The sequence below is a fragment of the Bacillus cereus genome (assembly GCF_007678085.1).
GTDB lineage: Bacteria > Bacillota > Bacilli > Bacillales > Bacillaceae_G > Bacillus_A > Bacillus_A cereus_BE.
On sequence record NZ_VEDW01000002.1, the window covers coordinates 92,643 to 118,250 of the forward strand.

Sequence of the window (25,608 nt, forward strand, 5' to 3'; positions counted from 1 at the left end):
CTCTAAGTCAGCTTCTTTTTCGTTTCCCAATTAGAAGTTTTTCAAATGCCTCAACAAACACATACATAAGTGTTGCGAGGACACAGGTGAGTAGTACGCTCAGTAAGACGAGCGTGAAATTAAATACTTGGAATCCGTAGCTAATTAAGTAGCCAAGACCTTGTTTAGAGACGAGAAGTTCGCCGAATATAACACCGACCCACGATAATCCAACGTTCACTTTTAACGTTGAAATAATGGCAGGGAAGGATGCAGGGAGAACGACTTGCTTATAACATTGCCATTTATTTGCGCCAAATGTGTCCATCACTTTTATATAGTTAGAATCGACTTCTTGAAATGCGCTGTAAATAACGAGAATGGTAATGATGATGGAAATGATTACTCCCATTGCAATTGACGAAGAAATATTTGGACCGAAGATTACAATGATAATCGGACCAAGTGCCACTTTTGGCATGGCGTTTAGGACGACGAGATATGGATCGAGTACGCGGGCGAGAAGTGGGATCCACCAAAGGAAAGTAGCAATAATAGCGCCGAGCACTGTTCCTAGAATGAAGCCTAATCCTGTTTCAAGTAATGTCGTCCATATGTGAACCCAAAGTGAACCGTCAATCCATTTACTAAGGAAGAGATCCCAAATGCTTGAAGGAGAACTAAAGAGTAAAGGATCAATCCACTCTTTTTTGCTAGCTATCTCCCATAGTGCAAAGAAAAGAATGAGTAGTAAAAGCTGTAGTGAGCGTGCTAACCATGCACGTTTCCGTTCTTTCTTCCGAAACTGTTCATGTAGTTGCTTTATGTTATCCAAGGCGCTCCAACTCCTTCCATATATCTTGGAAGAGGGATGGGAAGTCATGGTGGTGACGTGATTCTAACGGTGATAAGGAACGGATGCTTTCTGGGACGATAAATGTTTTTGCAATTTTTCCAGGGTTTGCTTGTAGTAAATAAATACGATCACTCATCGCAATTGCTTCTTCAATATCATGTGTCACGAGTAGTGACGTTTTCTTATATTTGCGTAGTAAGCTGAAAACGAGATCTTCTAGTTTCAATTTCGTTTGATAATCGAGCGCCGAGAATGGTTCATCTAGCAATAAAATTTTCGGATCGGTCGCTAAAGTTCGAACGAGAGCGGCACGTTGACGCATACCGCCGGACAGTTCACGAGGGTATTGATCTTCTACATCATGTAGGCCGACTTGCTTTAAAAGTTGTAAAGTATGTTCTTTCGTCTGTTCATTGTAAATTTTGCGGGTGTGAAGTCCAAGCATAATATTTTCTTCAATTGTTTTCCAAGGGAACAAGTAATCTTGCTGCAACATATATCCCATGGATGAAGTTTTCGTTGTAATGGGCTCACCATCTAAAAAGACGATACCTTCAATTGGATCAAGCAGCCCAGCAATAATGGAGAGAAGTGTTGTTTTGCCGCAGCCACTTGGGCCGAGTATAGAAATGAATTCGCCTTCTTCCACTTGTAAACTCATATCTTCGAGAATTAGTTTGGCATTCTCTTTTGCGAAAAAGCAGTGAGAAACGTTACGTATTTGTAAAAAGCTCATACACTTCGCCTCTATTTCTTAATAACGCTTTCGGCAATTTTTGTATTGACGAGCGCTTCATGTGGAACTTCTTTTTGTAATTCGCCAGCTTCTTTCATTATTGTTTGGAGCTGTTTCCATTCTTCAGTGTCTAATAGCGGATTTGTTGCATAAGAGTGTTGTTTTTTATAACGTTCGATTACTTTTACTGTAATGTCTTTTGAAGTGTCTTTAAATAACGGAGAAACGGCATCAGCAATCTCTTCTGGACTATGAGTATCAACCCATTGCTGCGCTTTATAGAGAGCACGTGTGAATTTTTCAGCAGCAGCTTTATCTTTCTTTAAGAAACTTTCTTTTGCCATGAACGTTGTGTACGGAACAGTACCAGACTCATTTCCGAACGAAGCGACAATATATCCTTTACCTTCTTTTTCGAATATACTTGCAGTCGGTTCAAAGAGCTGAACAAATTCTCCTGTACCAGATGCAAAGGCATTTGCAATGTTAGCAAATTCGATGTTTTGAACTAAGTTCGTATCTTTGTGAGGATCAATGCCATTTTTCTTTAAAACGTATTCTCCAACCATTTGCGGCATGCCGCCTTTACGCTGTCCTAAAAATGTAACACCTTTTACGTCATTCCAATTAAAAGAGTCTAATTTTTTGCGCGAAACTAAAAATGTTCCATCTGTTTGTGTAAGTTGTGCAAAGTTAATGATAGGGTCTTTTGCACCTTGTTGATGAACGTAAATGGACGTTTCAGAACCGACGAGGGCAATATCAATGCCGCCAGATAATAGTGCGGTCATCGTTTTATCTCCGCCGGCTGTTGTTTGGAGTTCAATATTTAACCCTTCATCTTTAAAAAATCCTTTTTCAATCCCGACATATAAAGGGGCATAGAAGAGAGAATGGGTAACTTCGCCGATGCGAATGTTTTGAGTTTGTTCTTTCGTACCTTCTTTTTTATTACTACAAGCAGCAAATGTGAAAACAGCTAGTAACATGATACAAAAAACAGCTATTAATTTTTTCACTATATAACACCTCCTAGAAGTCACTCTACAAGCATGATATGTAGGTAAGTGCCCATATGTGAGTGTGAATAGCAGGAATTTTTTTGGTGATAAAGAAGTACAAATATAAGGGGTGATAAAATGGAGTACGAATATGATGATAGCGTACATTTACATCTTGATTATTTCGGAACAGAATGTGATATGGAATCGATTGCTTATAAGCGGAAGAATGAAGACGTGTGGGATGTGTATTTTAATTTTGGAGCATATGGTCTTCAGAAAGATGAGATCGAGACAGGTAGATTTATGGATGAATATGCTGGTCATTACGTTTTTTCTGTACATGCTCGTGATCTTAGCTGGGAATTTGGAAGTGCTCAGTTTGAAGAGTGGATTTTGAGAAATCATATAGTAGAAAAATCGCTGCAAAAATAGGGAGGAATTTTGTGGTCGATTTTCTCATTTTATTGTTCATTTTCGTAGTCGGATTTTTTATTATGCAAGTACTCGTTTACCGATTTGCAAAGAAAAACATCCAAAAATATACAAAAATAAAATGGGTTCATATGTGGCTAGAAATGAATATGAAAAAGGGCCCGAGATTAGACTTTTTTGATTTTGTAGTTATCGTATTTGTATGTATTATATGGAAAGTATGGATGTATCCTCTTCTATAATACATATGTTCATGTCTGTTAAAATGAAGGAGAACCTGTCAGTGTTGGTAGGTTCTTTTCTTATGGTAACAATTTTGTGAAGCATAGTTCATTTATGCTGTTAGAATATAGAGCGAAGCAGTTTTCTCTCGTTTAGTCCTGAACGGTTCGGACTAATTAAAGTATCACTGTATTTTTAAGGGGAAATTAAGGATACATGTGTATATTATAAGCACATAGGGAGACTAGCTGCATACAAATATGGTATTTTGTATAGGACAATATGTTTGTGGATGCGAGACGAAGGGGTAAAGGAAAGAGGGAATAAATTGCGTTTTGATTTTTTAACACAACAACGAAGAAGAGATGAATTTTATCTTAGTTTTTCTCGTCAAGAGTCGAGGAAGAACCTATTAATTTCTATCATTCTTAGTGGAATGTGGGCGATCTGTTTAGAAACGCTGTTTTTTGTTATGTTAAGATCTTTCGAATTCGAGAGAACTAAAGAATTTTTTAATGGAAAACTACCGTTAAGTATACTCATTATTGTTTTGTGGAGTGTACTACTATACATTATTCATTTAAATAAAGGCATCAGTCATAAGCTTAGGCCGGCTATTCGAGCTTATGCCTTACTATTTTTAATTGCCCATACAATGAATTGGATGTATATCATGATACAAGAGAATATGAGCCTTGTATTAGTTAATAACTGGGTTTATGTTCGATACGGACAGTATATATTAAGCTTATTATTTATTTATATGATATATGTTTTTGTGTATAGTTTGCTTGGACGAATCTTTTTGAGTGTCACGATAACAAGTTTGGTGTTAACTATCTTTGGAATTGTGAACCATTTTAAACTTATTTTTAGAGGAGATCCATTCTATCCGTCTGATTTCATACAGATTACTCAAATGCAGTCCGTTATACCAATGGTTATGGAATATTTTAGTTGGTGGACTATATTTTTAGGGATATTCGGAATTACTCTGCTTGTATATTTAGTTATGTATATACGAAAGCATATTCCGGTTATAAAACCTAATATAATTACGAGAATTATTTTAATATGTGGCTCTACTTTTATGGTGTATGCATATAGTAATTATCCTAATACATTTATGAATAGTGTATTGCAAAAATATGGGGTAACCTTTGTGGCCTGGAATCAAAATGTAAACTATGGTGATAATGGTTTTGTTTTAGGATTTGTCAGTAACTTAGATACAACTGTCATTGAGAAGCCAGATGAATATTCAAAAGAAACTATGCTACAAATTTCAAATGATATAAAGAAACAATATGGAAGCGATGTAGGAAAAAAAGAGAAGACTGAGAAACCAAATATTATATTTTTCATGAGTGAAGCTTTTTGGGATCCAACAAAGCTAATGAATCTTTCGTTTAGCGAAGATCCGGTGCCGAATTTACATCACTATATTGAGAATTTTCCAGGTGGACAAACAATAGCTCCTGTATTCGGAGGGAACACAGCAAATACAGAATTTGAAGCGTTAACGAGCTATTCAATGAGCTTTTTAAAGCCAGGTTCTATACCATATCAACAAGCGGTGACAGGGCAAAGAGAAATTCCGTCTATCGCAAGTGAATTGAAAAAACATGGATATTATACGAATGCAATTCATGCTTATGGAAGATCGTTTTATAAGCGGGATGATGTATATAATATTTTAGGAATTGATAATTTCAATGCAGAAGATACAATGAACAATGTAGAGGTAGCTGGAGATTATATTAGCGATGTATCTATTAGTAAAGAAATACTAGAGGAATTAAATAAGAGACAGCAACCTACGTTTATTCATGCAGTTACGATGCAAAATCATTTCCCATTCAATCCAGGACGATTTGAAGAAAAACAAATAGAAGTTAACGGATTAACAGATGAGGGATCGAAAGCAGAATTAGAAACATATATTGAGGGGGTACGTCGTTCTGATGAGGCTCTAAAATATTTAGTAGAACAAATTCAAGAGCTAGAAAGACCTACTATATTGGTTTTCTTTGGAGATCACTTACCAATATTAGGGGTAAATAAAGCTATCTATGAAGAAGCTGGATATATAGAGAATGAAGAAACTCTAAATGAAAGATTAGCTATGTCAGAAACGCCATTGTTAATGTATGCAAATTTCGATTTACCAAATGACAATCTAGGTTTAGTAAGCCCAATTTATTTTTCTAATCTTGTTTTGGATTATGCAGGGATAAATAAATCAACATTCTATCAATTTTTATCAGAAATGCATAAAGAAATACCAGTCCTTAAAGAGGAGTTAAAGGTTAATAAAGATGGGGAAGAGATAACAGATTTAACAAAGAAACAAAAAGAAATGTTAGAGCAATATAAAATGATCCAATATGATTTGCTTGCTGGAAAACAGTATAGTAAAGATATACTGTTTAAATAGAAAAACAAAAAGAACTTGTATAACGATACAAGTTCTTTTTTTATAGTATTTAACGGGGTAACCAGACAAGCTGGGTTTAGGGAGTATTACCTGTACATTTAGTATAAATGAAAATGTAATCGTTTTATTGATTAATTTGTGAGAAATGTGTGAATTTTAACCTTTTCAAAAACTGCGTTTATATCGACATGATTTGGCACAGATTTTTATGAATTTAAAAATTTTATAAGTTCTTCATTTAATTCATCCGCTTGATCAATTGGAGAGCCGTGACCGCTATTTGTAAGAGGATGTAACTGAGAGTTTTTGATTCGCTTTTGCGTGAGTTCGGCACTTTTGTAAGGGATAAGTTGATCGTGAACACCGTGGAATATTTTTGTTGGGACGTTAATTTTACTTAAATCTTTCGTTACATCTTCATTTGCGGCAGCTTGTAATATTTTGACGAGAGCGTAGGAAGCAGATTGCATACCGAGATAAGAAAACCATTCTAACGTAGCAGATCCTAAGTTTCTATTAAAAAATGATAAAGATACATCATTTAAAAATTTAGGCATATTGGCATACATTTGATTAATGAGGGTATCTGCTTGTTCTTTTGGGACACCATAGGGAGATTCTTGATTTTTAACGAAAGAGGGGGAAACAGCATCGACTAATACAAGTTTAGAAATGCGATGACCATTGTAGCGAGACATGTACCGAATAGAAAGAGCGCCACCTACTGAAAAACCGACTAATGTAGCATCTTCTACTTGAAGTGCTTCTAGAACAATGGCGATATCGTCTGCTAAACGGTCGTATGTGTAACCAGTCCATGGTTTATCAGATTGCCCGTTTCCACGTATATCCATAGCAATGCAACGGAAACCGTGCTGTGGTAACACATTGAGTTGATACTGGTACATTTGATGATTTAAAGGCCAGCCATGGACGAAGAACACGGTTTTACTACCGTTTCCGGGATTAACGTCTTGCACAAAAATATGCACATCTTTCTCGACGGTAACAAACATAAATTATCCCCCTATCCTATTCATATGCTCTATCCCAAAAGCGTTGTTTCGTCATAGCTTTAATGAATTCGTTTGCAAGTTGCGTAGGATTTTGTCCTATTGAGACACCAGGCTTTCCTTCATTCTCACGCGTGAAGGATTCCAGTTGTTCTGTTTTTTTATTTTTTTGCCGTTCCTATAAAACACCTCCCATAATATACGTATTATTGTTTATAGCTTTTATGCTTATATATAGTCTGAAGATTCTTTGCTTTATTGGGATGATTTTCCTCAAATGTTCGATTTATGTTTGTTTGTCTATGAAAATCATTTATTATAATAAATGGTATTCTTCGAGATATTATTTTGAAGGGGTGTTGAAGTGAAAGGAAGTTTTCTATCATATAAAGAAGAAGAAAGGAATGCAAAAATTTTTTTATGGGTGCTGTATGTCATTGTTGTTTCATACCAAATTTTCTACGCAATCGTATTAGAGAATAAATCGCTAACCGATAAGGGACATAGCATACTATGGCAATTTATTTGCGGAACTGCAATACTCGGTGTGAATGTATATTTAATAAAAAAAGAGAAAGCAAACCTTGTTAAATATGCATGTGTATTTGCATACATAGGAATAGAAATCGTTAATATACTTTCGTATATGCTTTATAATGAGGCGGCATTTGATGGAGTAAATATAATAGAAATTATTTTCATCTTCTTTGTACCTATATTTTTAAATAAAAAATATTTTGTGTTTGTACTTTCGACAATTGTAGGGAAATATGTTATTTATTTATTTGTATTAAAGGAAGTAAAAGGGTTTATGTTCCTCATTATGTATACACTCGTATTAATAGCGGCATATATCATTTTAAATCGATTTATACAATACCTTTCAGCGGTAAAGGAAAGTATTAAGATTGCTAGTGAATCACAAAAATTAGCAGTAATCGGAAAAATGGCAGCGACAGTGGGACATGAAATTAAAAATCCACTTGCTTCATTAAAAGGGTTTACGCAATTACAACGAGAGAAGCATGGGAAGGACCCTATTTACAAACAGATGATTTTTGAAATAGAAAATATGAATAATATGATAAGTGAGTTAATGGAAGTTGCTACATGTAAACCTTCTGTTTATAAGAAACATAATATAGGTGAAATTGCATTACAAGCAGTAACAATTGTTCACGAAAAAATGAATGAATCTAGCATCCAGTTTATTTCTAATGTGGAAGAAAAGACGATAGAAGTTGAATGTGATGAGCGGAAAATAAGAGGAGTCTTTCTATATGTCATAAAAAATGCTCTGGAGGCAATGGAGCAAGGTGGCACATTAGAGTTACGGTTAGAAAATAGAGGACGAGATTATGTAATGCTAAGTGTAATCGATAATGGTTACGGTATTAAGAAAGAAAATCTAGCTCGTGTTAAAGAGGCTTTTTATACAACGAAACAAGATAAAATTGGCCTAGGTCTTACGGTAGCGAATCGGCTTGTTACTGAGCAGCATCTTGGTGAATTACATATTTCAAGTGAAAGAGATATTGGAACTAGAATAGATATCATACTCCCGAAGCAACGTGGAAATAATGAAATCCAAGAGGGAGAAAAGCTAGGAGTTACGATATGAATAAAGACGATATATTTAAAAATGAAGAAATGAAGGCACTGAAAATATTTTTAAGTTTATTTTTCATTATATTTTTTGTATACGATCTTGCCTACGAATTTATTGTACCTTTAATAGGAGGAGAGCAAGAAGGAGTAGGACAATTTGAAGATGGTTTAGGTTTATGGCTTTATTTTCTAATGGTGATTTTGTTTTGTATTGGAGTATACTTCATGAAATGGAAGAATCCATTTGCAGTGAAATATATTATTCTAATTGGATATAACCTATTAGATTTTATCCATAATTTTATGATTTACTACGGTAGTGATGCTGAGTTTGATGGTGGGAATATAGTAGAAGGATTTTTTATTTTATTTGCCCCACTCTTTGTGAATAAAAGATATTTTTGGTTAGTTCCTAGCATACTTGTTGGGAAATACGCTCTTATAGGAATCATTATTCAATCGTCACTCGTTTTAATCCCGATGGCATTATATAGCGTATTTACTATCATATGTTGGATTATGTTTTTAAGGTTTCAATCTTACGTTCGTACGCTTGAGATGATGGATAAAGAGATCGAACAAACAGAAAAGCTAGCAACTGTTGGGAAAATGGCAACAGTTATTGGCTACAAAATTAGAGGACCTCTAGCGAATTTAGATAAATTTGTGAATAAACAAGCGAACAAATATCCAGAGGATAAAATATATAGTGATATTATGAAACAAGAAGTAGAACGAATTCATACAATCGCTACAGAACTTAGTGGATTTGAGAAATCTAAATCACCAGAATCAGAAATTCATAATATAGAAGAAATTATCGCTTATGTTATTCGAGTTATGGGGAAGCCTGCTTTAAAGCAAGGAGTGCACATACAAGGTATTTATAGTAAAGACATACCATCGATTACATGCGATGAAAAACGATTAAAACAAGTATTTTTTAATTTAATAAAAAATGCGATTGAAGCAATGTCAGTTGGCGGAACGATTACGATTAAAGTGACTGTCGAAGATGCAATCATTGTTCAAGTTAAGGATGAAGGCTGCGGCATTCCAAAAGACAAAATTCCGAAGCTAAATGAAGCTTTTTACACAACGAAAGAAACGGGAACTGGTTTAGGTTTAGTAGTTACAGAAAAAATTATTAAAGACCACAACGGTAAAATGAGTTTTGAAAGTGAAGTTGGAATTGGAACGACGGTGAAGGTTATATTGCCGTTATAATGAAAAAATATTTTTAAAAGGGAGGTCGCTTATTTGAGAGGGATCTCCCTTTTTTTATCGTGCATGAGAGTAAGACGTGTTCATAAAGGTAAGAAAGTTAGTTGCATTAACGTATTGTATAATTTTTAGAAACTGATATATGGGTGCATTTACAATAATAGTATATACTAAACTTGTCTGTTATTTGTTTTCATTCATTTATGTTTCTATTTGTTGGCCCCAATTATTGGGGTCTTTTTTTGTTAAATAAACGACTTGTAAGAGAGAATTAAATATTAGTGATTAGAAAAATGGAATATACAGCACTGGCAGCAATTCCAGGGGTAATATAAAGGGATATAGCATCTCCTCTCGAAACTGGGTTTCCAGTTGTAATACTAGTCCAATTTATAGTAGCGGGACCTACTGCTGGTGTAGGATTAAACACTTGAATTTGTCCTGAGCCACTATCCGTCGGTTTAATGGAAAATACCATAGTTCCGGTAATTTTGTCAGTACTAGTTAAGGTAATAGTAGATAGGATATAACTAGAAGTAGGGGCAGTGAGGTTTGTGGGGACATTTCTACAAATATTAATCGTATAAACAGCAGCAGGTAAGTTATTTACATTTATAGACGCAGCAAAACCAACTATATTTCCAGCACCGGCAGTTACATATGGGATAACGTTAGAATCAACACCTGGAGAACCTGCTATACGTTGAAAACCAGCATTTGTTCCTTGAAAAACAATACTTTTTGCTGAGGCACTACCTGCGGTTCCCGTAGGTCCAGTGATGCCAGTAGTCCCAGTATTTCCGGCAGGTCCGGTATTGCCAGTAGGTCCAGTACTGCCGGAAGGCCCCGTACTACCAGTGGGTCCACTTTCTACTAATACGATATAATCTGGAGATACATTCGGAAATCCTTGAGGTGCATCTTTTTTTACAACATAGCCGCTGCTTGTATAAGTGACAACTTGTCCTTTTTTATAGGTGGGAGCGGCTGCTAGACTAAAGGCGGTAGTACTTTGGAAACCAGCTCCGGCAGGCCCGGCAGAGCCCGTAGGTCCAGTACTACCGGTGGGTCCGGTGCTACCAGTGGGCCCGGTGTTTCCGGTAGAACCACTGTTGCGTCTACCGTCGCAACTAAAACAATTACGCGGATACATGTACGTTCTCCTTTCTATATTTTGAAAATCTAGTTTTAAAAATAGAACCACTATATGTATATTATGAAATCTATATTTTTGTGTGGTCGATTGTATTGTGTATCTAGATTTCAAAAATAGGTGGGAGAGTTGAATTGTTTTAGAGTCACCATTTTTGGTGGAATGAAAGTAACATCCACATCAAAATTTGCAGCAAACGAATCTCAAGGTAATTCTTATTTTTTTATAGCAAAATAGGAAGCAGTTAGGAAACAAATAAATCCTAAAATCCAACCAATAGAAGGAGAATAGGGAAGTATATGTTGTAATACCATTCCGCTAGAAAGAAAAAAGCTACCGAATAGACCTAAGAAGATGGGGTATCGCAGTAATTTGAACATAGTGATACAACCGCATTTATTACATATATCGCATATTAGTCTTAATTTTCTGTATATAATTTTAGAGAAAAATGGTGGTACAATATAGGAAGGATACGAGAAGAGAGGATGAAGATTAACGTATGTACGTTACTGTAACAGAAGCAGCATATAACAAGATTATGGATACGATTCCAAATGAAGCAAAATATATAAAGTTATTTTACGATAATGAAGGTTGCGGTTGTGTAATGAGCGGAATTATCGATTTAGTAGCTGTAGCAGAAAAAGATGAGCGCGATGTGGATATCGAATCTAGCACAATGAAATTTATCGCAGATCGCACAAAGCTTGTATTTATGGACGATCAGTTAACAGTTGATTGGCATGAAGGTGGAGGAACTTTTCAGCTGAAGAGCCCGAGCCAATATTATAATCCAAATATGAAGCTACACGTTCGAGTGTAGTAAAGGAAAGGTGGTTCCAAAATGTTTTTTGGAACCACCTTTTTTTATTGTATAAGTCGATATAATTTCATATACCAAACACAGCAAACCTCTCCATACAATACAAAAATTTTTTCACATAATGAAATGTACATATGATTGAATTTTCTGTATAATTTTATTTGCGGAGGGGATACGCATGAGAAGATGGGGGATTGAGTTATTAATTTTAAGTGTCGTTATTATTTGGGGGATTAATTTTACGATTGCGAAATATGGACTTTTAGAATTTACAGCAATTGAGTTTACTGCACTTCGGATGATATCGGCGGCACCGCTTATGTTACTCCTTACATTTTTCATTGAAAAGTCGGTTTATATGGAACGAAAGGATATACCTAGATTAATCATCGTTAGTGTTGTAGGTATTGTACTGTATCAAACATTATTTATGGAAACTGTCAAATATACGTCCGCTACAAATGCCTCTTTACTCATTTCTATTTCACCTATTTTTACAACTTTATTTGCGATTTTCTTGAAACAAGAAAAGTTTTCTTCTCGAAAGCTCATCGGTTCTATCATTGCCTTTGGTGGTGCAGCATTAGTTTTAGTCGCAGGGCATTCACTTGCTAGTTCTTTTTATGGAAATGGAATGGGACTAATTGCATCAATATGCTGGGGGCTTTATCCTGTTTTAGCAGGTCCATTAATTAAAAAATATTCAGCATTACGTGTTACCGCATGGTCAGCATTAGTCGGCGCGATTCCGCTTTTATTGTTAAGTGGACCATATGTATTTATCATGCCATTTCACATTACACACGGGATGACACTATTTGCTTTACTATATTCGATTTTCTTTGTAACAGTATTTGGTTTAGTGATGTGGTATGTTGGTGTTCAAAAAATTGGGGCGTCACATACGATGGTATATATGTATATAACGCCACTTGTAGCAGTTTTATTTGCAGCTATATGGGCAAATGAATATGTATCGTTTCAACAAATAATTGGTGGAATTATTATTTTCTTCGGTCTATGGTTTGTGAAATCGGAGAAAGTAAAAGTGCATTCTATTGCGGGGGAACCTATATCAAAATAGGAAAACAGATCACCTATGATCTGCTTTCCTATTTTTTTATTTTTGGTAAGAAGACGAGAAATAAGATAGCAGTAATAAGTGGAATTAAGTTTAAAAATGGAATACGGAAGAGTGTGATAAGAATAATACCTGGAAGAAGGACACCGAGGACAGCGTAGAAAATACTATGATTTTTCGTGTACCAATACAATGAAAGTCCAATAAGTGCAGGGATAATGAGGTGAATGAGAGCCATTAAAAAATAAATCATTAGACGCCCCCTTTATTTGTGTGCTTATTACATCATATCCGTATGTTCATAGATTGATATCACTTTTTTCATAAATGGACGAAAAATGTTTGCAAAAACGTCACAAATTATGAGAATATGATGTTTGAAATCTTGTATAATATTATTTCCTAAAAACATTTAAACAACATAAACGTACTGTTTATGTTGTTTTTAATTTGAGTGAAATGGATGTAAACAGTATAAACTTGAAAGAAATTTTTTGTTGGATAGATAAAGTGAAACTTTAATCAGTGGGGGTTTTGTTCATCCCCCACTGATTATTAGCCCTCACCAATCGGGCTTTTACGGGCAGCCCGCCCCCCACCTAACTTCTTTGCTTCCACTGAATTTTGAGGTGAGGGTCTTACTGCCCGTTAATGCGGGATAAAAATTACTGAAGAGGAGAACAGCATGATAAGTATGTCATTAAGGTCGTTTAAAATTCAATCGTATTATCTACTAGGTATTCTTTTGCTAGGATGGATGGTAACACCGTTTTCAGCACATTTTCTAGGTGCAGGAATTGGACTGATTGTAAGTATGTATTGTGTGTGGCTTTTAGGGAGACGAATTGAGAAGCTTGGAGATAGTATCGTAAAGAAAACGAAAGCACCGACGCTCGGTATGTTTAACCGTTTTGCTGCTGCTATTTTGGGTGCTATTATTATGTACGAAATTGAGCACCACATGGTTATGTGGGCATTTGCAGTAGGGATTCTGGGTGGTTATTTCTTAATGGTTGTTAATTTAGGCTACTATAGTATGAAAGATGAAGAAGAATTAACAAAGAGCTAAAAAGATAAAAAGCCTCTTTTTAGATGGAATAGAGGATCCGGCGAAAGATAGTTACAACAGGAAGCGTAACTTTGCATAAAATACAGATTTCCGCTTCCAATAAGTTAATATGAAATCACGTATTAGTATGACTCTTAGCTTCTTTAAAAAAGTTGGATATAATACAACAAATTATTCTGATAATTAGAATAATGTATTTTATCGTTTCATTTGTATGCTCAAATAAATTAACGTTAAGCATCACAAGTCCCCAAAATGTTTGGATCGCTCCGTAACTGAATAAAATTTTTCATAGGCCTCACCCTTTCCTGTATATGTAAATTATATCATGGAAAACTAAAAGTGGATGATTATAAAGTGAATTTTCTGTAATTTCATGAACTAAGTCATAGATGCAAAGATAAGATATAGAAAGAAGCTTACGTAAAAAACGTAAGCTTCTTTTTTATGTAAGTGTGTATAACCGTTAAGCCGCATTGGGTTTTGTCGGTGAGTACGCGAAACTTTACAGTTACACGACACTTATTCATATGAGTAAAAGGGTTATTCCAACAGAAAATTTGTACTTAAGCGATTGGACCGCCTAAGTTAATAATATCTTCAGACACGCTGTCGAACTTTTTGAAGTTCTCTTTGAATTCGCTCGCAAGTTCGATTGCTTTCGCTTTGTAAGCAGCTTTATCAGCCCAAGTTTGTTCAGGCATTAACACTTCGTCAGGTACACCTGGTACGTGAAGTGGAACTTCAAGACCGAAGATGTCATGTTTAGCTGTTTCAGTTTTCGCAAGTTCGCCGCTTAATGCAGCTTGAATCATTGCACGAGTATAACCTAAGTTCATACGTTTACCAATGCCGTATTCGCCACCAGTCCAGCCAGTGTTTACTAAGAATACTTTCGCATCGTGTTTCTCGATTTTTTCACCAAGCATTTCAGCATAGCGAGATGCATCAAGTGGTAAGAATGGTGAACCGAAGCAAGTTGAGAATGTTGCTTGTGGAGATGTAACACCACGCTCTGTTCCTGCTAGTTTACTAGTATAACCACTTAAGAAATGATACATAGCTTGTTCTTTTGATAATTTACTGATTGGAGGCAATACGCCAGATGCATCAGCAGTTAAGAAAATGATTGTATTTGGGTGTCCAGCAACACTTGGCAGTACGATATTGTCGATCGCATGCATAGGGTATGCAGCACGAGTATTTTCTGTTAAAGTAGTATCGTTGTAGTCTGCGATACGCGTTTGGTTATTAATGATAACGTTTTCTAAAACAGATCCAAATTTGATTGCATCGAAAATTTGTGGTTCTTTCTCGTGAGAAAGGTTTACACATTTTGCGTAGCAACCGCCTTCAATATTGAATACACCGTTATCAGACCAACCATGCTCATCATCACCGATTAATTTACGGTTTGGATCAGCAGATAATGTTGTTTTACCTGTTCCAGATAAACCGAAGAATAGTGCTACGTCGCCTTCTTCACCTACGTTTGCAGAGCAATGCATAGAAAGAATATCTTGTTCAGGTAGTAAGAAGTTCATAATAGAGAAGATTGATTTTTTCATTTCTCCAGCGTATTCTGTACCACCAATTAGTACGATACGTTTTTCGAATGAAACCATAATAAATGCTTCAGAGTTTGTACCGTCAACAGCTGGATCAGCTTTGAAATTCGGTGCAGAAACAATTGTGAACTCTGATTCATGAGTTGTTAATTCTTCTTCAGTTGGACGAATGAATAATTGATGTACAAATAAATTGTGCCATGCATATTCATTAATAACTTGAATTGGTAGGCGGTAATTGCGGTCAGCGCCTGCAAATCCATTGAAGACGAATAACTCTTCTTTTTCTTTTAAGTATTCTAAAACTTTAGTATATAATTTATTAAAATGTTCTTCAGAAATCGGTTGATTCACTGCTCCCCAAGCAATTTTGTCAGCAACCGATGCTTCTTTCACAATAAATTTATCTTTAGGAGAACGTCCTGTATATTTTCCTGTTGAAGCAGAAACGGCACCAGTAGAAGTTAACTTCCCTTCATTTCGCATTAATACTTTTTCCACTAATTGCGGAACACTTAGTTGAATCTGTGCATTGCTTCCGTTCAATAATTCGTGTAAACCAATTTGGACATTCACAGTACTCATATTTATATACCATCCTTTTCATTTAATGAAATATTTCTCGTAATCCCCAACAAGAGTATAACACAATTATATAAATAATGTATACTATTTATTTCTTTTTGTTTGTGTGAATGCATTATTTCCTTATTAATATTTCATTTCAGGCGTATTGAGAAAAACTTTCAGGAAAATGTGAATATTAATTGACAAATCAATATCATTTCTTTAGTATAGGTTGGGACGGATACTCTCTTATCCCGAGCTGGCGGAGGGACAGGCCCGATGAAGCCCAGCAACCTCACTTGTAGTGGTAAATACAGGTGAATAGGTGCTAAAACCTGTGCGAGGCTACAGGTCTCGAACGATAAGAGCGAAGGGCAAAAAGCAGTATGCAAGTAGCAAATTAAACCTTTCCTCTATGTAAAGTGGGAAAGGTTTTTCTGTATGCTTGTGGGAGAATAAATGTATGTCGCAATTTGTGGCAAATTAAGGATGAGTTCCGTACAATATATACAATTACTGTAGGGAGGTTTACCACATGACAAAAAAACGTCATCTGTTCACATCTGAGTCTGTAACTGAAGGACATCCAGATAAAATTTGTGACCAAATTTCTGATTCAATTTTAGATGCGATCTTATCAAAAGACGCAAATGCACGTGTAGCTTGTGAAACAACTGTAACAACTGGTTTAGTATTGGTAGCGGGGGAAATTACGACTTCTACTTACGTAGATATTCCAAAAATCGTTCGTGAAACAATTCAAGGCATTGGTTACACACGCGCAAAATACGGATTCGATGCAGAAACTTGTGCAGTTTTAACATCTATCGATGAGCAATCTGCTGACATCGCTATGGGTGTTGACCAAGCGCTAGAAGCACGCGAAGGTCAAATGACTGACGCTGAGATTGAGGCAATTGGTGCAGGAGACCAAGGTTTAATGTTTGGTTTCGCATGTAATGAGACACAAGAGTTAATGCCACTTCCAATCTCGCTTGCTCACAAATTAGCTCGCCGTTTAACTGAAGTACGTAAAAATGATACATTATCATACCTACGTCCGGATGGAAAAACGCAAGTTACAGTTGAGTATGATGAAAATGGTAAACCTGTACGTGTAGATACAATCGTAATTTCTACACAGCATCATCCAGATGTTACATGGGAAGAAATCGATCGCGATTTAAAAGAGCATGTAATTAAAGCTGTAGTTCCAGCAGAATTAATGGATGGAGAAACAAAATTCTTCATTAACCCAACTGGCCGCTTCGTAATTGGTGGACCACAAGGTGATGCTGGTTTAACAGGACGTAAAATCATCGTTGATACTTACGGTGGATACGCTCGCCACGGTGGCGGTGCATTCTCTGGTAAAGATGCAACGAAAGTTGACCGTTCAGCAGCATATGCAGCTCGTTATGTTGCGAAAAACATCGTAGCAGCTGGTCTTGCTGACAAAGCAGAAGTACAACTTGCATACGCAATCGGTGTAGCACAACCAGTATCAATTTCAGTTGATACATTCGGCACTGGTAAAGTATCTGAAGACGTACTAGTAGAACTAGTTCGTAACAACTTCGATCTTCGCCCAGCTGGTATTATTAAAATGCTAGACTTACGTCGCCCAATTTATAAACAAACAGCAGCTTACGGCCACTTCGGACGTACTGATGTAGATCTAACATGGGAACGTACAGACAAAGCTGCCGCTTTAAAAGAGCAAGCTGGTCTATAATATATGAAAAAAAGCTTTGCGCCGTGAGCGCAAAGCTTTTTTATTTTGTTTTATTTACTACTTGGATGCAAGAACCACAATAAATTTCGCCGTCTAGCTCAATATACTTTTTCATATTAGTCATACCACTTGCGGGAAAAGGCATATGAACCCATGCCTTTTCATACGTTTGTATCTCTTTTTCACACGATTTACAAAAAATCGGTTTCTTCTTGAACATATGTAATCAACTTTTCATTTGACGTGCTTTACCCGCGCAAAAGGCACTGCTTAGTAAAAAGAGTGTTGCGAATATAATACTTACTAATGTAGCGTATGGAATTGCGCCTTTTAGAGAAAAACCGACAGTAATGGAAGCGACGAATAAGAGGATGAATGTTGTTGTTAATTTTTTATAAAGTTCCATAGTATGTAGACCTCCTTATTTAGAGATAGAACGTATAAAAATAAAATCTAATATATAGGCAAGTACGAGAGGGATTAATGTGCTAGTCAAATAGTAGCGAATACCACCATCAGGCATAAGCACATACAATTTTAAAAAGTTAATATCGAACCCGTAAGCGATGCATTGAAAAAGGGATAATATAATTAGGAATGGTATAATGGGTACGTATCGTTTCATATTTTGAATCATGTAAAGCTCCTTTATATGGATAAATATACTTATATTGTATCATATTGAATTCTTTAATTTATACATAATTTTACAAAGTTAAATGAAAGGAAAGATGAAAAATGAGCGTAACCGAACATAAAAAACAAGCGCCAAAAGAAGTGCGCTGTAAGATCGTGACGATTTCTGATACACGTACAGAAGAGACAGACAAGAGCGGACAACTATTACATGAATTATTAAAAGAAGCAGGGCATACAGTGACCTCTTATGAAATTGTAAAAGATGATAAAGAAAGTATTCAGCAAGCAGTGTTAGCTGGTTATCATAGGGAAGATGTTGATGTCGTGTTAACAAATGGCGGTACTGGTATTACGAAGCGTGATGTAACGATTGAAGCAGTATCAGCGTTATTAGATAAAGAGATTGTCGGGTTTGGTGAGTTGTTTCGTATGATTAGTTATTTAGAAGATATCGGAAGCAGCGCGATGTTAAGTAGAGCAATCGGCGGTACAATTGGGCGCAAAGTTGTCTTTTCCATGCCAGGATCTAGCGGAGCAGTTCGTCTTGCGATGAATAAATTGATTTTACCAGAATTAGGTCATATTACATTTGAGCTGCATCGCCAATGAGTAAGTATGCTGGAATTGTATTGGCAGGCGGTATGTCGAGTCGATTCGGTGAGCCGAAAGCATTAGCGAGCTGGCAAGGTAGTACTTTTATAGAGCATATTTTGAAAGTGATGACAAGTGCGCTTCAAGAAGTTGTGGTCATTAGTAACTCCGATATAAAAGAGCGGGTAGAGAAACTTGTACAAGTTCCTGTTATAGAAGATATTCCGCATTATAAAGGAAATGGACCACTTGCTGGAATTGTATCAGGAATGGAATATATAGAAGCAGATTGGTACGCTATTATGCCTTGCGATGCGCCAAATGTTTCGCAAGAATGGTTTACCATTTTGCTAGAGCAAACGAGCAATGAATATGATGCGGTTGTACCTATTATTAATGGAAGAAAACAACCATTACTTGCAGCCTACCATAACCGTGTGAAAGAAAAGATTTACGCTTTGCTTCAGGAAGAAAAAAGAAGTATGGGTCAGCTTTTATCACAATGTAATGTGAAATATATTGCTGGTGAAGATGTACAAGCGAATGCAGATTGGTTTATAAATGTGAATACGAAAGAAGAATATGTGCAGGCTCAAAAAAACCTTTCAAATGAATGAAAGGTTTTTTGATATACAGAAATTGGGGAACAATTACTGTATAAAGGTATGTGAGTAAGTTGATTTTAAGGGGAATTTCTTAAAATCACTATACAGTAAAAACACTGTATAACCATATATTAATTTTTATGGGTTTTTATTACAAGTCTGTTTAGTTATGTTTATTTTTGATATAATGAATATAGAAATTAAACAATGTTTAACCTTATGTATCATTTATTAAACTAAAATTTATGACCATGTAATAAACTCCCTTCGTTTTTTGAAGGGAGTTTTTCTGTTTAAGCGAGTAATTCTGATGCAGTGTGCTGAAGGACTTCTTCATATTGGTCAAGTAAGCCACGAAAGATTTCATCCCAGCTTTTTGATTTGGCATAAGACGTAGCAGCTAGCCCCATTTGTATCAGTTTCTGTTCATTTTGCAATAAAGAATGGATGGATGATAGAAATGAATCCGCATGTTTGGGCGGACAAAGAACTCCCGTTTTTCCATCTGTAATAATATTTTTAACCCCGCCACTATTTGCACCAATGACAGGTGTGCCGCATGCAAGTGATTCGAGTACGACATTTCCGAACGTTTCAGTAGCGGATGGAAATACCATGATGTTAGAGCAAGCATATGCTTCAGCTAAATCCTTACCTTGTAAATATCCAGTAAAAGTGACATTTACTTTCGGAACAGCTTCACGTAAATTTGTTGTTAGAGGACCGTCTCCTGCGATGAGCCAATGAACGTCGTTTCGAGTATGCACTGTTTTCACGATAAGGTGTTGCAACGTATCAATATCTTTTTCTGGGGCAATCCGTCCAACATAGGAAAGGACATACTTCGCTGTAATATTATATTTTTTTCGGAATAGGTCTGTATTGTAAGATGGATGAAAGAGTGTGCAATCTACACCGCGTCCCCATATGGATAGGGCCTGAAAGCCTTTATTTTTTAGTTGGTGTAACGTTTCAAAAGAAGGAACGAAATTTTTTTGCATATGACTATGAAACCATTTTAAATAGTTCCAAAGCATATTAGAGAGAAATTCGATTTTGTAATAGCGTAAATAAGCATCGAAATCAGTATGATAAGAACCGACAACTGGGATGTTCAACTTTTTTGCATAATACAATCCACAAAGTCCCATGTTGAAAGGGGTGGCAATGTGAATAATGTCAGGCTTAAAGGAAAGAAGTTCTCGTTTAATGCGCGGAGTAGGAAAAGAAAAGCGACATTCTGGATATAATATTGTTAACGGGATACTTCTCATCTTGTTGACATTAGCTACGAAATTATCTTCAGCTGTATGCTGAGGGGCGAAAACAGAATAGGCGATCTTTTCTTTCTGAAAGTAACGTGTTAATCGTTCTAAGGTTTTCGCAACCCCGTTGACTTGTGGTGTAAAAGTATCGGTAAAAATGGCGACTCTCATCATATCACTCCTTTATGTGAAAAGTGGGATGAATTGATAAAAAGAGATGATGCCAGAGCAAGTGCCGAGGCACATACCGACAAATACATCAGATGGATAGTGAAGCCCTAAATAAATGCGAGAAATACCAACGCATAATGCTAACGGTAATAGAAAAAGAAATAAACTTGGATTATAGCAAATAAATGGAATAAGGACAGAGAAAACGGCTGTTGTATGACCAGACGGGAAAGAGTGGTCTTTTAATGGATGGACTGGATATTTCGCATCCTGAATTGTTAAATAAGGACGTTTTCGCGGATACCATCTTTTTAATATTTGCACCGGCATATGGCTAATTGCTAAAGAAATAGCAGTTGCGATTGCAGCTTGATGCAAAGTCCCTTTTGTGAAAATTAAAAAGAAAAGTGTGAGTGCAATTGAGAAAGTAGCACCACCGATATGAGTAATATTGCTGAAAAAGATATTTAATGTTTTTTGATCAAAGTATCGGTTAATTCCTTTGAAAATGTAGCATTCTATTTTATACAGTCCACTGACCTTCATGGAAATTCTCCTCCCTCGTTTACATATATATGGAGATATTAGCTTTTATTTTAATAAGATTTTATTGAGGGAGTAATAATGTTTTGTAAAGAAAAAGTTAGTTTTTATACAAAAAGCTGCCACTTTAATGGCAGCTGAAAAAGTTACTTCTGTAATGATTTATAGTACTGACCTTTTTCAACATATTGTGTGCGAATTCGCTCCATATCTTTACGGTCTTCTTCTGTTAACTCACGAATGACTTTCGCAGGGCGACCAAAAGCTAACGTGTTTGGTGGGATTTTCTTTCCTTGTGAAACGAGGCTTCCAGCACCGATAAAGGCTCCTTCGCCAATTTCAGCACCATCTAATATAATAGAACCCATTCCAATTAAAGCATCTTTTTTAATATGACAGCTATGTAAAATAACTTGATGCCCAACTGTAACATCGTTTTCTAAAATAAGAGAGTACTGTGGGCTTTGATGAAGTGTACATTGGTCTTGTACATTTACTCGGTCTCCAATTATTGTTGGTGACACATCGCCGCGTATGACTGTATTAAACCAAATACTTGATTCCTCGCCAACGGAAACATCGCCTGTAATCGTAACGTAGTCAGCGATAAAAGCACTACTCGCAATTTTCGGATTTTTTTCTTTGTAAGGATATATCATGTAAAGCCTTCCTTTCCTAGAGACTAGTTTCAGTGTATCAAATTATGAGAAAGAGTGAAATGGAGGAGAGCCGTATGTGGAATTATGAAGCAGAGGAAGCGAAAGCTGTCGTTGTTATCGTGCACGGCGCAATGGAATACCACGGACGTTACGAAGCTGTTGCTGAAATGTGGAATCATAGTGGCTACCACGTCGTGATGGGAGACCTTCCGTCGCATGGAACGACTTCAAGAAATAGAGGACATATTGATTCGTTTGATGAATACATAGAGGAAGTTAAATTATGGGTGAAAGAGGCAAGGAAGTACAGGTTACCTATTTTTCTATTCGGTCATAGTATGGGCGGTCTTATCGTCATTCGTATGATGCAAGAAACGAAGAGAGAAGATGTAGACGGTATTGTTTTAAGTTCGCCATGTTTAGGTGTAGTAGCTGGACCTTCAGCACCGCTTCAAGTTGCCTCAAAAATATTAAATGTGATCGCTCCAAAATTGCAATTTGCAACGAATCTTACAGTGGAAATGTCAACTCGTAATCATGAAGTTAGGGACGCGATGGAGAATGATTCATTGTTCTTGCGCAAAGTATCAGTACGTTGGTATAGTGAATTGATTAAGTCTATTGAAATTGCTCATAAAAAAATAGATGATTTTCCAGATGTTCCGCTCTTGCTAATGCAAGCTTGTGAGGATAAACTTGTAGATAAAATACGTGTCCGCACCTGGTTTGATAATGTTAAAATAAGTGATAAGGCTTTTAAAGAATGGCCCAATTGTTATCATGAGTTATTAAATGAGTATGAGCGCGATGAAATTTTGAGTTATATTCAGTCATTTACTGAAATACGCATCAATAACATAATAGAAACAAATAAGTAAATTATTTGTACATTGAATAGAGGAGATGAAGGAAGAAGTGAACGTACCGAGTAATCCCATAACGCTCATGGCGAAAGTATACCGTGATGTGTTTCCGGTTGTACACCATGAGCTAGCGGTGTGGAAAGAGCGTGCCTACCATATTCCGAATGATGAGCTTCATAGTCAGGCAATCGCAAGTATTGAGAATAAAACGTTTCATTGCGAAGGCGGTGGCATTTTAGCGCTATTAGCAAATGAGCACCGAGAGGAATGCATTCGTTTTATCGTAGCGTATCAAACAATCAGCGATTATTTAGATAATTTATGTGACCGCAGTACATCACTTGACCCAAATGATTTTGCCGCACTGCATGAATCTATGTTAATGGCATTATCACCTGAAGTAGAAGGTGGCGGTAATTATTATCGCTATCGTGATGATCAAGACGATGGTGGTTATTTAGATGAACTTGTTGAAACATGCCAAGACGTTTTAAAGAAAACGAAGCACTATGACAAAATTGCTCCTGTTCTTCATGAACTTGCTTGTTATTATTGTGATTTGCAAATTCATAAACACGTGAAATTAGAAGAAAGAGAACCACGCTTAAAAACATGGTTTGAAGCACATAAAGAAAACTTACCTGAAATGAGCTGGTTTGAATTTTCAGCATGTGCCGGTTCGACGCTTGGAATTTTCTGTCTTGTAGCATATGCATTTCATGATGAATTACATGATGAAGATATTGCGAAAATTAGACAAGGGTACTTCCCTTACGTACAAGGACTTCACATTTTACTTGATTATTTCATTGATCAAGAAGAAGACCGCGCCGGCGGGGATTTGAATTTCTGTAGTTATTATGAAAACGAGCAAGCGATATTAGATCGTATGAAACACTTTGTAGAAGAAGCAGAGAAGAGCATTGGTGATTTGCCTCATGCGAAGTTTCATCGTCTCATAAGCCGAGGGTTACTTGGTATTTATTTATCAGACCAAAAAGTATCAGCACAAAAGAATATGCACAAAATGGCACGGCGCATTGTAAAATATGGAGGCCTCACTTCAAGATTCTTCTATTGGAACGGGAAGATGTACCGAAAGAAAATGGCGCAGTGATGAAGAAAGCCACTCTTTTAGAGTGGCTTTTTTGTTATAATATGGTAAAGGTGGTGGTGGAAGTGAAGAGATTGTTTCAAAAGCTATATGACCATATTGAAGTAACATTACTCGTGCTACTTTCCATTTCATTTGTAACAGGAACGTATATGATGATGAATAAAGCCGGCGGTCCTACAACGATGGATTATGTAGCCCAAGTTATTATTGCATTGATTATTATAGTAGATATCGTCTTTTTAATAAGTGGTAGAAAAAAAGAAAATAGTAAATAAAAAAGCATTTGTACACGAGAGTACAAATGCTTTTTATTATGATCGTATTTTTGAAAATACATATATAAGAAGTTCAATCGCGAAAATAACTAAAACAGATAGTCCGAATAAAGGCATGACAGCGCCTAGTATAACCATCATGATAAAGAAAACGATTATGCTTTTCTTATCTCTTTGCTTTGGCGGTGCGGCTAATTTTCCTTTCGGTTTTCTTGCTAACCACATTTTTATTCCGTAATAAATGAGAAGTAATAAAGATAATGTCGTTAGTAAGCATAATATTTTATTTGGCCATCCGAATAAATGTCCTTCGTGAAGCGGGATACCGTAAGTGAACCATTGTGCAAATAAGCCATAATCACGATAGTCCGTTTTCGAAATGAGTTTTCCGCTATACTGATCAAAGTAAGCTGTTATTTCTTCATTTGGTGCCACATGCATACCTGTAATACCAGAACCGCTTGATTTTGAAACAGTGAATACGCCTTTCGGATCAGCTGGTAGTGAGATAACGTATGGCTTCTTTAGTTCAATTTCTTTTTGTAATTCATCGACAGAAATTGCTTTCGGTTCACTCGAATTCGATTCAGGAGGAGCTTCTTTTCTTGTTGCCCATGGTAATTCTTTTACCTTTGATTCAGGCGGTGCCATATACAACTTTGGATATCCGATCGATTCATTCGACGATGCGATTTTATAAATTTGATTCCCCATAAATCCTGACCACGGCAATCCAGATGCGACTAACAGAACGAGAGGAATTGTAAATATAATACCGATAATAGAATGACGTCGTTTTGCTTTTTCTCGCTTATTGGATGCGGGTGTGTTTTTGAATTGGCGTATACTCATATACAAACCAGTTATAATTAAAAAGATTGTCCAACATGCCGCAAGTTCTACAATATAGTTAACGACAGTGCCCCCAACTAAAAGAGAACTATGTAATTCCCTCATTATATTGGCAAACGTTTCACTTGCGTTTTGATCTCCAACAATTTGATTATTGCTATCTAAATATACATATTTTTGTTGTCCTGTATACTCATTTGCGATAGTGAGTCTCGTATTATAATCCCCATTAAACTCACTGATTTTCGCCACGCTATAATGTGGATATTTTTTCTCTGTTAATAAAAGCGAATCAGCCATCGAAATAGATTCTGTTTGGGCGCTCTTTCCAAAATATAAATCTTTATAGATGAAATCTTCAACCTCTTCCCGAAATAAATACCCAATCCCGCTCAGTGACAAAGTAATAAGAAGCGGCGTAATAAAAAGCCCAGCATAAAAATGCCAACGCCAAAAAATGTAATGAAGCGAACGTTTTACTTTCATACTTTCAGTTCCCCTAACCTTCCCTATATGAA

At 36.2% G+C, this 25,608-nt stretch carries 28 protein-coding genes and 1 riboswitch; of the genes, 14 read left to right on the plus strand and 14 right to left on the minus strand.

Annotated elements, in window-relative coordinates; genetic code table 11:
- Nucleotides 1-7: 7 nt before the first annotated feature.
- Genes FS742_RS09550 through FS742_RS09560 form a run of 3 tightly spaced genes read right to left on the minus strand, consistent with a single transcriptional unit; the run spans nucleotide 8 to nucleotide 2,590 of the window.
- Nucleotides 8-814 (minus strand): ABC transporter permease, encoded by an 807-nt coding sequence (locus FS742_RS09550; RefSeq protein ID WP_144612150.1) that lies wholly within the window; start codon nucleotides 812-814, stop codon nucleotides 8-10.
- Complete coding sequence (locus tag FS742_RS09555) at nucleotides 807-1,571, minus strand: ABC transporter ATP-binding protein (protein ID WP_144612151.1); 765 nt, start codon at nucleotides 1,569-1,571, stop codon at nucleotides 807-809. The genes FS742_RS09550 and FS742_RS09555 overlap by 8 nt, the downstream gene beginning before the upstream one ends.
- 11 nt (nucleotides 1,572-1,582) lie before the next feature.
- Entirely contained in the window at nucleotides 1,583-2,590 is a 1,008-nt protein-coding gene (locus FS742_RS09560; RefSeq protein ID WP_144612152.1) for an ABC transporter substrate-binding protein, read from the minus strand.
- Between the two features lie 120 nt (nucleotides 2,591-2,710).
- On the opposite strand from FS742_RS09560, the gene FS742_RS09565 reads away from it, so the two are divergent.
- From FS742_RS09565 to FS742_RS09575, 3 genes are all read left to right on the plus strand, one after another.
- Nucleotides 2,711-3,007, plus strand: coding sequence for a DUF3986 family protein (locus tag FS742_RS09565; protein WP_144612153.1), 297 nt, complete (start codon nucleotides 2,711-2,713; stop codon nucleotides 3,005-3,007).
- An 11-nt stretch (nucleotides 3,008-3,018) separates the two neighbouring features.
- Complete coding sequence (locus tag FS742_RS09570; RefSeq protein WP_144612154.1) at nucleotides 3,019-3,249, plus strand: hypothetical protein; 231 nt, start codon at nucleotides 3,019-3,021, stop codon at nucleotides 3,247-3,249.
- 272 nt (nucleotides 3,250-3,521) lie between these two features.
- Nucleotides 3,522-5,666, plus strand: a complete 2,145-nt coding sequence (locus FS742_RS09575; protein ID WP_144612903.1) for an LTA synthase family protein — start codon at nucleotides 3,522-3,524, stop codon at nucleotides 5,664-5,666.
- Nucleotides 5,667-5,872: 206 nt separating this feature from the next.
- On the opposite strand, the gene FS742_RS09580 is transcribed toward FS742_RS09575, so the two are convergent.
- Complete coding sequence (locus tag FS742_RS09580; protein ID WP_144612155.1) at nucleotides 5,873-6,682, minus strand: alpha/beta fold hydrolase; 810 nt, start codon at nucleotides 6,680-6,682, stop codon at nucleotides 5,873-5,875.
- A 361-nt stretch (nucleotides 6,683-7,043) separates the two neighbouring features.
- Here FS742_RS09580 and FS742_RS09585 point away from each other — a divergent pair, with 361 nt between their 5' ends.
- Nucleotides 7,044-8,300 carry an ATP-binding protein gene (locus tag FS742_RS09585; RefSeq protein ID WP_144612156.1) on the plus strand — a complete coding sequence of 419 codons (1,257 nt, stop codon included), beginning with the start codon at nucleotides 7,044-7,046 and terminating at the stop codon, nucleotides 8,298-8,300.
- Nucleotides 8,297-9,514, plus strand: coding sequence for an ATP-binding protein (locus FS742_RS09590; RefSeq protein ID WP_144612157.1), 1,218 nt, complete (start codon nucleotides 8,297-8,299; stop codon nucleotides 9,512-9,514). The genes FS742_RS09585 and FS742_RS09590 overlap by 4 nt, the downstream gene beginning before the upstream one ends.
- Before the next feature lie 268 nt (nucleotides 9,515-9,782).
- On the opposite strand, the gene FS742_RS09595 is transcribed toward FS742_RS09590, so the two are convergent.
- Nucleotides 9,783-10,664, minus strand: coding sequence for a collagen-like protein (locus FS742_RS09595; RefSeq protein WP_144612158.1), 882 nt, complete (start codon nucleotides 10,662-10,664; stop codon nucleotides 9,783-9,785).
- A gap of 502 nt (nucleotides 10,665-11,166) precedes the next feature.
- On the opposite strand from FS742_RS09595, the gene FS742_RS09600 reads away from it, so the two are divergent.
- Together FS742_RS09600 and FS742_RS09605 are read left to right on the plus strand one after the other, a co-directional pair.
- Nucleotides 11,167-11,490 (plus strand): iron-sulfur cluster biosynthesis family protein, encoded by a 324-nt coding sequence (locus FS742_RS09600; protein ID WP_144612159.1) that lies wholly within the window; start codon nucleotides 11,167-11,169, stop codon nucleotides 11,488-11,490.
- Nucleotides 11,491-11,668: 178 nt separating this feature from the next.
- The gene (locus FS742_RS09605; protein ID WP_144612160.1) at nucleotides 11,669-12,574 is read left to right on the plus strand and encodes a DMT family transporter; all 906 of its coding nucleotides are present in this window, start codon (nucleotides 11,669-11,671) and stop codon (nucleotides 12,572-12,574) included.
- A 28-nt stretch (nucleotides 12,575-12,602) separates the two neighbouring features.
- Here FS742_RS09605 and FS742_RS09610 read toward each other — a convergent pair whose 3' ends face one another.
- The gene (locus FS742_RS09610) at nucleotides 12,603-12,824 is read right to left on the minus strand and encodes a hypothetical protein (protein WP_000639043.1); all 222 of its coding nucleotides are present in this window, start codon (nucleotides 12,822-12,824) and stop codon (nucleotides 12,603-12,605) included.
- A gap of 432 nt (nucleotides 12,825-13,256) precedes the next feature.
- On the opposite strand from FS742_RS09610, the gene FS742_RS09615 reads away from it, so the two are divergent.
- Nucleotides 13,257-13,640 (plus strand): ATP synthase subunit I, encoded by a 384-nt coding sequence (locus FS742_RS09615; protein ID WP_144612161.1) that lies wholly within the window; start codon nucleotides 13,257-13,259, stop codon nucleotides 13,638-13,640.
- 566 nt (nucleotides 13,641-14,206) lie between these two features.
- Here FS742_RS09615 and pckA read toward each other — a convergent pair.
- Nucleotides 14,207-15,793 (minus strand): phosphoenolpyruvate carboxykinase (ATP), encoded by a 1,587-nt coding sequence (gene pckA / locus FS742_RS09620; protein WP_144612162.1) that lies wholly within the window; start codon nucleotides 15,791-15,793, stop codon nucleotides 14,207-14,209.
- Nucleotides 15,794-16,021: 228 nt separating this feature from the next.
- Nucleotides 16,022-16,143, plus strand: a riboswitch (SAM riboswitch).
- 167 nt (nucleotides 16,144-16,310) lie between these two features.
- Between pckA and metK the strand changes: the two genes are divergently transcribed.
- Entirely contained in the window at nucleotides 16,311-17,510 is a 1,200-nt protein-coding gene (gene metK / locus FS742_RS09625) for a methionine adenosyltransferase (protein ID WP_144612163.1), read from the plus strand.
- Nucleotides 17,511-17,550: 40 nt separating this feature from the next.
- Here the strand turns inward: metK and FS742_RS09630 are convergent, their stop codons facing one another.
- Genes FS742_RS09630 through FS742_RS09640 form a run of 3 tightly spaced genes read right to left on the minus strand, consistent with a single transcriptional unit; the run spans nucleotide 17,551 to nucleotide 18,147 of the window.
- A complete protein-coding gene (locus FS742_RS09630) occupies nucleotides 17,551-17,730 on the minus strand; it encodes a hypothetical protein (protein ID WP_144612164.1) in 180 nt (59 codons plus the stop codon).
- A gap of 6 nt (nucleotides 17,731-17,736) precedes the next feature.
- On the minus strand, nucleotides 17,737-17,916 hold the full coding sequence (locus FS742_RS09635) for a hypothetical protein (RefSeq protein WP_144612165.1): 180 nt from the start codon (nucleotides 17,914-17,916) through the stop codon (nucleotides 17,737-17,739).
- 15 nt (nucleotides 17,917-17,931) lie between these two features.
- Entirely contained in the window at nucleotides 17,932-18,147 is a 216-nt protein-coding gene (locus tag FS742_RS09640) for a hypothetical protein (RefSeq protein WP_144612166.1), read from the minus strand.
- A 101-nt stretch (nucleotides 18,148-18,248) separates the two neighbouring features.
- Between FS742_RS09640 and FS742_RS09645 the strand changes: the two genes are divergently transcribed.
- Nucleotides 18,249-18,758 carry a MogA/MoaB family molybdenum cofactor biosynthesis protein gene (locus FS742_RS09645; protein ID WP_000117133.1) on the plus strand — a complete coding sequence of 170 codons (510 nt, stop codon included), beginning with the start codon at nucleotides 18,249-18,251 and terminating at the stop codon, nucleotides 18,756-18,758.
- Nucleotides 18,755-19,357, plus strand: coding sequence for a molybdenum cofactor guanylyltransferase (locus FS742_RS09650; protein WP_144612167.1), 603 nt, complete (start codon nucleotides 18,755-18,757; stop codon nucleotides 19,355-19,357). Before FS742_RS09645 ends, FS742_RS09650 begins: the two co-directional genes overlap by 4 nt.
- Before the next feature lie 281 nt (nucleotides 19,358-19,638).
- Here the strand turns inward: FS742_RS09650 and FS742_RS09655 are convergent, their stop codons facing one another.
- The 3 genes from FS742_RS09655 to FS742_RS09665 all read right to left on the minus strand — a co-directional run bounded on the left by FS742_RS09655 (nucleotide 19,639) and on the right by FS742_RS09665 (nucleotide 21,983).
- Nucleotides 19,639-20,781 (minus strand): glycosyltransferase family 4 protein, encoded by a 1,143-nt coding sequence (locus FS742_RS09655; RefSeq protein ID WP_144612168.1) that lies wholly within the window; start codon nucleotides 20,779-20,781, stop codon nucleotides 19,639-19,641.
- Between the two features lie 12 nt (nucleotides 20,782-20,793).
- Nucleotides 20,794-21,327, minus strand: coding sequence for a phosphatase PAP2 family protein (locus FS742_RS09660; RefSeq protein WP_144612169.1), 534 nt, complete (start codon nucleotides 21,325-21,327; stop codon nucleotides 20,794-20,796).
- Nucleotides 21,328-21,470: 143 nt separating this feature from the next.
- On the minus strand, nucleotides 21,471-21,983 hold the full coding sequence (locus tag FS742_RS09665; protein WP_144612170.1) for a gamma carbonic anhydrase: 513 nt from the start codon (nucleotides 21,981-21,983) through the stop codon (nucleotides 21,471-21,473).
- Nucleotides 21,984-22,057: 74 nt separating this feature from the next.
- Here FS742_RS09665 and FS742_RS09670 point away from each other — a divergent pair, with 74 nt between their 5' ends.
- Genes FS742_RS09670 through FS742_RS09680 form a run of 3 tightly spaced genes read left to right on the plus strand, consistent with a single transcriptional unit; the run spans nucleotide 22,058 to nucleotide 24,238 of the window.
- Complete coding sequence (locus tag FS742_RS09670) at nucleotides 22,058-22,861, plus strand: alpha/beta hydrolase (RefSeq protein ID WP_144612171.1); 804 nt, start codon at nucleotides 22,058-22,060, stop codon at nucleotides 22,859-22,861.
- 37 nt (nucleotides 22,862-22,898) lie between these two features.
- Complete coding sequence (locus FS742_RS09675) at nucleotides 22,899-23,963, plus strand: tetraprenyl-beta-curcumene synthase family protein (protein WP_144612172.1); 1,065 nt, start codon at nucleotides 22,899-22,901, stop codon at nucleotides 23,961-23,963.
- 41 nt (nucleotides 23,964-24,004) lie between these two features.
- Entirely contained in the window at nucleotides 24,005-24,238 is a 234-nt protein-coding gene (locus tag FS742_RS09680; RefSeq protein ID WP_144612905.1) for a hypothetical protein, read from the plus strand.
- Nucleotides 24,239-24,274: 36 nt separating this feature from the next.
- Here FS742_RS09680 and FS742_RS09685 read toward each other — a convergent pair whose 3' ends face one another.
- Nucleotides 24,275-25,576, minus strand: coding sequence for a PepSY-associated TM helix domain-containing protein (locus FS742_RS09685; RefSeq protein ID WP_144612173.1), 1,302 nt, complete (start codon nucleotides 25,574-25,576; stop codon nucleotides 24,275-24,277).
- Nucleotides 25,577-25,608: the final 32 nt, after the last annotated feature.